General features: G+C 35.5%; 7 protein-coding genes and 1 pseudogene. 1 reads left to right on the plus strand and 7 read right to left on the minus strand.

Translation table 11 applies throughout. The features are described from left to right. Positions 1-93: 93 nt before the first annotated feature. The 4 genes from HF894_RS14810 to HF894_RS14825 all read right to left on the minus strand — a co-directional run bounded on the left by HF894_RS14810 (position 94) and on the right by HF894_RS14825 (position 2,985). A complete protein-coding gene (locus HF894_RS14810; RefSeq protein ID WP_204973395.1) occupies positions 94-573 on the minus strand; it encodes a hypothetical protein in 480 nt (159 codons plus the stop codon). A gap of 468 nt (positions 574-1,041) precedes the next feature. Then, positions 1,042-1,635, minus strand: a complete 594-nt coding sequence (locus tag HF894_RS14815) for a tyrosine-type recombinase/integrase (protein ID WP_204973397.1) — start codon at positions 1,633-1,635, stop codon at positions 1,042-1,044. 105 nt (positions 1,636-1,740) lie between these two features. Continuing rightward, positions 1,741-1,893, minus strand: a complete 153-nt coding sequence (locus HF894_RS14820) for a hypothetical protein (RefSeq protein ID WP_204973398.1) — start codon at positions 1,891-1,893, stop codon at positions 1,741-1,743. Positions 1,894-1,962: 69 nt separating this feature from the next. Further along, positions 1,963-2,985: a DUF3871 family protein gene (locus tag HF894_RS14825; protein ID WP_204973399.1), complete on the minus strand. Its 1,023-nt coding sequence runs from the start codon at positions 2,983-2,985 to the stop codon at positions 1,963-1,965. 748 nt (positions 2,986-3,733) lie between these two features. On the opposite strand from HF894_RS14825, the gene HF894_RS14830 reads away from it, so the two are divergent. Then, positions 3,734-5,569 carry a DEAD/DEAH box helicase family protein gene (locus HF894_RS14830; RefSeq protein ID WP_204973400.1) on the plus strand — a complete coding sequence of 612 codons (1,836 nt, stop codon included), beginning with the start codon at positions 3,734-3,736 and terminating at the stop codon, positions 5,567-5,569. A 66-nt stretch (positions 5,570-5,635) separates the two neighbouring features. Here HF894_RS14830 and HF894_RS14835 read toward each other — a convergent pair whose 3' ends face one another. The 3 genes and pseudogenes from HF894_RS14835 to HF894_RS14845 form a co-directional block, all read right to left on the minus strand. Beyond that, positions 5,636-6,544: a hypothetical protein gene (locus HF894_RS14835; protein ID WP_204973402.1), complete on the minus strand. Its 909-nt coding sequence runs from the start codon at positions 6,542-6,544 to the stop codon at positions 5,636-5,638. A gap of 213 nt (positions 6,545-6,757) precedes the next feature. After that, positions 6,758-7,591 carry a hypothetical protein gene (locus tag HF894_RS14840; RefSeq protein WP_204973404.1) on the minus strand — a complete coding sequence of 278 codons (834 nt, stop codon included), beginning with the start codon at positions 7,589-7,591 and terminating at the stop codon, positions 6,758-6,760. Positions 7,592-7,743: 152 nt separating this feature from the next. After that, a pseudogene (locus tag HF894_RS14845) lies at positions 7,744-8,288 on the minus strand (phage integrase SAM-like domain-containing protein); the annotation flags it as partial.

Here is an 8,288-nt window from a genome sequence, read left to right on the forward strand (position 1 = left end):
AGACTGCAAAGTTGCAAAATCAAGTCCGTTTCATCTCAAGAAACCACGTAATTGACTATATTTCAATAATTTCAAAGAACTATTTATCAACTTTTACGGGACAGTAGTGGTTTCAGGATATTTTTTATAAGGTGCTATCATTATTTGGACGGGATAAGTTGTACTTATTGAACCTTTAGCTCCTTTATAGTTATAAGCAGAAAAAAACTCTCCAAACGATTCAACCCACTTACGTGTAGTGTTGATTTGTTCATTCAAAATGATTTCAATTGTACCATTATAAGTGTACCATTCATTTGTCTTTCTTCTTCGTTTATTTTCCTTTTTGCTGACATTCTCGTTGTAGTCGTAAATAGTAATTTTACATCCATATTGAGAGGGATGTTTATCATGGTCGTGAATCACAAACGATGAATATGTACCAGTCATAGCTAACCCTAAATATAAATTTTCCCACTTACCCCAATAACCATCTACATTGTAATTGGTAGATTTAATAGTAGCCTGTGAATAAGCCGAAATAGCACCTACAATCAAAAAGGAAATAATCAGCCTAACTTTTAAATTGTTCATATTAACATTTACTTGTGCCACTCAATACCCGGAAGAAGCGATTTTACTTTTGATTCTGCCCATATAAAGAAAGGGTGTGGGTACTTTGGCTTATTATCTTGTTGAGGCTCTCTTATTGCTAAGAGTTCTGGACTGCCCGTCATGTATAATAAGCAAAGCCCACACCCAAATAGTATATAGTTTACCCTATGAGAGGTAAGTATATAGCTATGGTGTGGGCGTTCCTGCCTATTATCCACATGACGAGAATTGTCCAGATTCCAACAAGGGATAATTTAGCTAAACGCCCTTTCGTTTTATATGTCCTTTCAGTTTCCTAACTCATTAGTCCACCGAAATTGCCACAAAGTTATTCAAAAGTGTTTAGCGTTGCAAGAACTTTGCTTATTATTTGCTAATCAAGTAGGTAGAAAATTAATCTCCACCTATAAAAGTATAAAGTTATTAATTCTTTTACCTGTATGCGAATTAGAAGCTAAGGCAGTCGTATGTATTCAAAAGTTCTTCCTGTCTTAGTCCAAGATAACGTTTTGTAATGGCAACACTTGAATGATTGAAAAGTTCCATAAGTTTAATCAAAGCTAATTCTGCATTATCAGAGGATTCAAACACTTTTCTGCCAAAGGTTTTTCTTAATGAATGAGTGGAAAAATGGTCAATCTTTAAATTGTACCTGCTTTTTAATTCTTTAAGTACAATATTCACCCATTGGATAGAATAAACCTTGTTCTTTCCTCGGCCTGATAAAAAGCAAAACTCATTCAAGTTTTGAATATCTAAAGCCGTATGGCAGTCCTTAATGTGTTTCTGAAACTCCTTATTAATTCTCACTTCTCTTCGTTTGCCTGTTTTCTTTTCTGTAATGGAAAACTTAGCTTCTTTATTTAGAAGCATATCCCAAGTAAGTTGTAACAAGTCAGAAATACGTAAACCAAAGAATATGCCGCACCCAACAAGCAGGCTTATTCTATAATTCTTATCCCTGTATAACTTCCTCACTAAATTTGTAGCACTGTCCCATTGCAGGCAGTCGCTTGTTGTATAGCTATTTTTTAAGCTCATGTTATTTCAATTTTGTAGGTTTGGCTATAAAAGTGAAAGTAAATTTGAAATTCATTTCGTAACAGATTGATTATCAAATTACTTTCACTTCTATAAATTAGTGAATCAATAGATGCATAAGACTAGTATTGCTAAAAACCAAAATATGCCTATCGTTACAAAAGGGTTAATACTGCAAAGCAAAATAAATACAGCTGCAAATACGGCAAATCCACATCCTGCCTTTGTCATTGTGTCTTGATTTTCTTTTTTATCCATAACTTAGAATTTTAGATGTTCATAAGAAATGAGAGATACTCATTTCTGAATATCCCTCATTGTGTAAAATCAGTCAATAAACCATTTGTAGTGTTCGTCACCATGTAAAGCCGCATTAATGCCTTGTGCGATCTCTGTTGCATTATAGGCTCTATCCAAGAAAGAATCTATATAGCTTGACTTGTTTGCGCCTGTCAGTAGATTGTAGAATCTCCACATAGACAAGTCACCGCCAAAACCACTAAAGTTCTCGTCTTGCATATAAGCCTTTGCCACGCTGTTAATTTGCGTATCTGTTATAAGTAAACGGGGTATGCTTTTCTGATAGCCTTGTGGCAAACATTGGTAAAGACGCATTTTCCCAAGGATCTGTGCAAACTGGTGTTCAGTCAGATAACTATTCCCAAGCATTTGCATCAAATGAATGTGTTTTGCAGGGTTATAGGCATGAAACATTTCCAATACAGAACGATATAAATCACTTGTGCTTGAAACTTCCAAATTGCTTAAATATCCGTCTGTATAAACACATAAATTGCAGCAAACCATGTTCTTGAATCCAACAAAAACCTTGAATTTTTCAACAGTTTTCTTTGAATACAGATTCATCTGATTATAAGCACGTACACCACCAACTGAAAGAGTAAGTTCGTTTCCCTCTACCGTTTCATAAATAGTGGGAATCTCAAAGCAAAACATCATACGTTCAAAGTATTGTGTCTTGTCACTTTCTAAAAGTTGGTTTGCAGGCTTATGAATCGCTTCAGGGATTCTGCCCTTGACAATGTGAGAAACACGAATGTCCGGTTTATCAATCGTTTCACCGGTAAAGAATGAGTTTGCAGCATCCCAAACCGTTTCAATAAAGGCATTGTGCGAAATTGTTAGTTCGTTGTCCTTACTGAATACTGGAACTATGCAGTCATTCTTTAAATGCTGTAAATCAATCTCCATAGTGTTAGCCTCTATAAAGTGATTTACTTTTTTTGCTTTTGTAGTTTCTTCTGAAATTACTGTTGCATCCTCTGCATACTGATTGAAGTTACTACTTCTTTTCTGTGCCATGGCAGGCAATAAAACTAAATTTCCCATACTTGATTTTTTTAATGGTGAATGATTAAGTTTATTTTTTGTTTTTATTCAAATATGGGTAGGGGGACTGAAAGGTGTAGTTCACTCGTTTGTATATGGCACTCTCTTATTTGAAAACAGGAATAACACGACAAGTGGAGGGGGATGTTTTGACGCTATCGGTTTATAACAGTACGTGTGTCTATTTATCGGATAGGTTCTTTTATTATGATAGGTTATATCTTCCAATATCGTTTTGAAAGTTGTATATTACTATAAAATTGTGTAGTCCTATATGTATCATATTGTAGCCGGAGGATTTCAATTTCTGAGAATTCTGAAAAACCGGGAATAGGCTGTATGCTGCTTTGTAATAGACCTCCAAGTATGAAAAATAGAGTAGAGCTATATGTAGAGTCTTATTTTTGTGGTTGGTGGTCTGTTTGTTTGGAAGTGTCCTTAAAGATGTATATATTTGCTTACATCAAGATCCAAAAGGGAAATGTTTACTGTCTGACCCTTTCAACTTGAAAATCAACATATCTACCTCATTACAGATGGAAATAAAACCGAAGGCTATGCGTTTCGGTTTTATTTTGTGGGTACTGTCTGATTTTCTTTCCTGATGTTCTTAGAAAGATAGATTGACTTCAAGATTTATTGGACTGTCTAATTTTTTATCCTGACTTCCTTAATAGTAAAGATTAAACCGATGGAATATCGGACACAGATTCTAAGATGCGGATATGTTGGATTTTAATTTTATGCTATGGTTGAAACGATAAAAGTACCAGCTAATGTAAATTATTTGAATGAATGGGTAGGCTTTGAGCTACCAAGAGGAATTGTAAACAAGGGAATAACAGGGTGTGGAGCTACCACCCTTGCCATTGAAGATGCACACAAGACTATAATTTGCAGTCCAAGAATCAATCTGATAAAAAACAAAAGTAGGCAGCATAAAGGGACTTTGGCTGTCTATGGTGATGTGAGGAATGTAGAGATTGAAGATTATCTAAGAAACACCCCCAAACCCAAATTGCTGGCGACGTATGATTCCATTCCACGATTGAGTAATATTATTAAGGATAAGTCAGATTGGAGAGTAGTTGTAGATGAATATCAGTATATTCTGATAGATAGTGGTTTCAAGTCAGAAACAGAAATGCTCTTATTGGAAGAGTTAAAAGAGTTTCCGTATGTCACTTACCTGTCTGCCACTCCCATTGCAGACAAGTATATGTTGCAAATGGATTGGTTCAAGGATATGCCCTACACCATTTTGGAATGGAGCAATGTAGAGAAAAGGTTTGTCAATAGAGTGCAATCGAAAAATCCGATAAACAATGCCGTTGAGATAGTCAGGAACTATCAAAGAGGGATATATGCTTCCACTCTTGTAAATGGTGAAAGGGTTGAATCGAAAGAGTGTGTTATCTTCCTGAATAGTGTCACCAACATAGTTAACATTATCAAGCAAACAGGTTTGCAATCGGATGAAGTGAATATCATTGTGGCTTTTACAGGTGAAAATGAGTTTCTTGTAAAGAAGCTGGGTAAAGATAAACAAGGTAAATATTATGAGATAGGCAGTATTCCATTAAAAGGAGAGCCACACAAGAAATTCACTTTTTGTACTTCCACAGCTTTTGCTGGATGCGATTTTTATTCTACGTGTGCATCCACATTTGTAGTAAGCGACAACAAGAAAGCCTACACCTCCATTGATATTGCTACGGAGTTGGCGCAAATAGCCGGTCGGCAAAGATTAGAGTGTAATCCGTTCAGGAACACGACTACTTTCATTTATAATGTAGATATTGGAGAAAGCAGGGATGGGGCTTATAAGGCAATCTTAGAAAAGAAATTTCAAGATTCAGATGAATATGCCAAACTTAATAACGGCTTAACGGGCAGAAATAGGGAGTTCGCCATCAAAGATCTTCTAACTTGCCAAAAGCTGAATAAGTATAGTGAACATTACGTGTGCTTTAATGAAACAACCAACCGTTTCTTTGTAAACAATATGGCTTATTTGAATGACTGCTTTTCTTATGATGTGCAAAAAGAAAATTATTTGGATGGTATTTCGGTAAGAAAACAGTTAGAGGATAGCGGTTTTAATGTCAATAAGAACGAGGTACATTCGGATTATGAGGAACAGTTGGAGTGCATCATCAAGAAAGAGGGATTTTCCGATAGGATGAAACGCTATTGTGAGTACCGCAAGAACAAAGAAAACTGCCAATATTTCATTGCAGATGTAATCATGGAACGACAATATGAAGATTTGAGGTTATATTATGATTCACTTGGTTATGAGCGAATTAAGGCACTTGGTTACAAGGAAAGCAATCTCAAAAATGAAATGATGAGCAAACAGGCAACTTATCATCTTTATAAGGAGTTTAGGATAATATTTCCTGTTGGAACAAGGATGCTTACCGATATTATAAAACTGAAAATGGAGGAAGTGTATGTAAGATATGGAATCAGGCAAAAAGGAGTAGCAAGCCATTTGGAAAAGAAGTTTGGAATCAAGATAAAGCTTGTAAAGATTCCTTTGGCAGATGGTAGTCGGAAAAGTGGCTATGAGTTTATATAAGAATAGAGGGCAAACCGTGTAATACGGAATGCCCTCTATTAATGTATTCAGCTCTCTTTTCTATTGTCATGCAATTCTATCTTCAATTAGTTTGAATTGCTCAATGACCTTTTCTTCTATGAGATTGCCCTTGTCATTGTGCATAGCTTGGCAGTCATTAGGTGTTATCCGGCTGAATATTTCAAAGGCTTTATCTTCTCCACCTTCATTAAATAAATCAGAAAATCTTTCCGACAAGTATCGTTTGGAGATGTCTTTGTCAGAGAATCCTTTAGCCTTGCAAAGCTCAATGAAGTGGTCGCCACGTTCTATATTGTGGGCTGGAATAATTGGCTTTTTCACTTTGCCTCTGCCTTTCTCATCCTTGCCTTGACAAAGTAATGACAGGCTTGTCTTATTCATTGCTTTGGGATTATTGCAATAAATGATGTTCAATGTGCTTAAAGGGAATCCATTAGGATTGTCCTCTGACTTAATTAACTCTTTGTATCTTGCAAGTAATTCTTCTTGCTTCACATTAGCCGCACCACGCACATAGTCATCTGTTTTCCAAGGTGTTTTTGTGATGTTTACGGCAGAAATGTATTCTGCTACGCTTTCTTTTTCTGCAAGTTCTACGAGTATGCTAGGCACTTGGAATGTGGGCTGTCTTTGTTTCTCTTGTTCAAAGTTGAGCATGGATACTGCATAAACTCGATGTTGTCCATCAATAATAAGGTAATAACCATTCGCATCTTCCTTGTTAATTTCATTGCCATTGATGTCAATTAGAACAATGTCACCATTGGCAATTGCTTCCTCTGCACGAATAACCTGAATTATTTCAGCCTTACGGTAGCCCTTAACTTTCATCTCAGCATATAGTTTCTTGACGTTTGCGAGATTTACTTCACGGTTAATTCCTTTAGCAAAAGCAACTTTACGGGTGTCGTTACCTACTTTAACTTCCACTTCAAAATATTTATTTTGCTTCATTTTTATTGTGTAATCAGGGATAAACTTGCCACAACGTGTGGCTTGCTGTTCGATTACGTTGCAAAGATATGGAGGTTGGAAGAAGTATCTAGGGTATGAAAAAGGTATGGCAATTCTATACCCCTTTAAAATGAAATGATATAAAAAAAGAAAAAGCCCTGTTCCTCATGATTGAGAAACAAGGCTTATGATAATGCTATAAATTATATTACATCAAGGGGTTGGGTATATACTAGAATGTCCTTTTATCTCTTTGTTTTTATATTGCTTAAAGAAACTTTTAAGAGTATCGGTATCTTCTAAGAAGTTTGTATTTTTAGAAAGTTGCGTATAGTAAATTAACTTGGATATGAGCAGGGTTTTGTTGAGTGATGAGGTTTCACCTTTTTTTCGTTTGCCTTTAAATTGAGGTTTCAAGTCAAAAAAGTATTTCAACAGATGTGCAAAATACCATATCAAAACAGAATCAGATTCATCATTTCTAGGAATGAATGGAGAATCTCCTCTGTTCACGTCTATCACGTTCATGTTTATTGAATTCTTATCATGCTCATAGCCACGTTTGATCCATCCTAATACGAGCGACAAAGCTTTGTTATTTTCTATTTCTATTTTTCCTTTACTAGTTTTCAAACTTAATTTTGCCTTAAAGCTGTTTTCTTCAGGCAATAAACTAATAAGGTTTTCAATGTCTTCTCCACGTGTAGGTCGTCTAATGAAACAATCAAAGCACATACTGCAAGCATAATCAAAACAGAACATTACCAGAAGCCAAAAGGCATCTGTATCAAGTCCCAACCCGTTTATAGTGTCTTGTAAATCCTTATTTTTTAAATAGTCTTCGTATTTATAGCGACATAATATTTGACCTGTATTATATCGTTCTGCAAATATATCCATTGCTTCAATTGGGTCAATCAGTTTTACTTCACTTGGAAATATCAATACTGTCTTCAATGGATCTTGAAATGGCTCTCCTTTTCCTCTTATTATAATACGGACATATTTAAATAATTCAATGTTATCAGGATCTATTGGATTTTTCATTTATCTTAATTTTTTTAGGCTATAAAGATAGAAAGAAAATACCACTCACAATAATTGCAAGTGGGATAATCTTTCTAAAGTAGGTTCTTCATTGCATCATCTACCTGTTCATTGTCAAACAGCCAAGATAGATTTGTGTAACTCTTTCAGAGCTATTTGCCAAACACATATCGCACCACCTTTGCATTAGCCTTATTTTCATTCACAAAATCACGCTCAATATAGATGTCGGTCACTCTCATGGAATCGTCTATATGGTTCAAAGCCGCATGGACTATATATTTGTCTATGCCAACCTTGTTCAATGCAATAGTAGCCCAGCTGTGACGAGCCGCATAATACTCTAAATCATCAAGTCCCAAAATAGAGCCAATTTCTTTCAAGCCATAATTAATAGCCTTATTGAAACCTTTTTCGTCACAGTAGTATTGGTAGAAATTAAACAACCGTTTGCCTGTCTTATCCCTATATTTATCAATTATAGGTTGAATTATGTGGGGAATCTCAACCATCATTTTGGCATTGTCTAACCTACGATCTTTTGTCTTGGTTCTGTAATAGGTAATAGTATTGCCATCCATTTTAGCAGCATTATAAAGGTCTGCTGAATTGATGCCCATCAAACAAAATGAGAGAATAAAGCAATCTTTCGCCAAATTGTAGCGACAAGTGGCTTTATAGCCTTTTTTCATATCCT

Source organism: Caecibacteroides pullorum (assembly GCF_019239235.1).
Lineage (GTDB): Bacteria > Bacteroidota > Bacteroidia > Bacteroidales > Bacteroidaceae > Bacteroides > Bacteroides pullorum.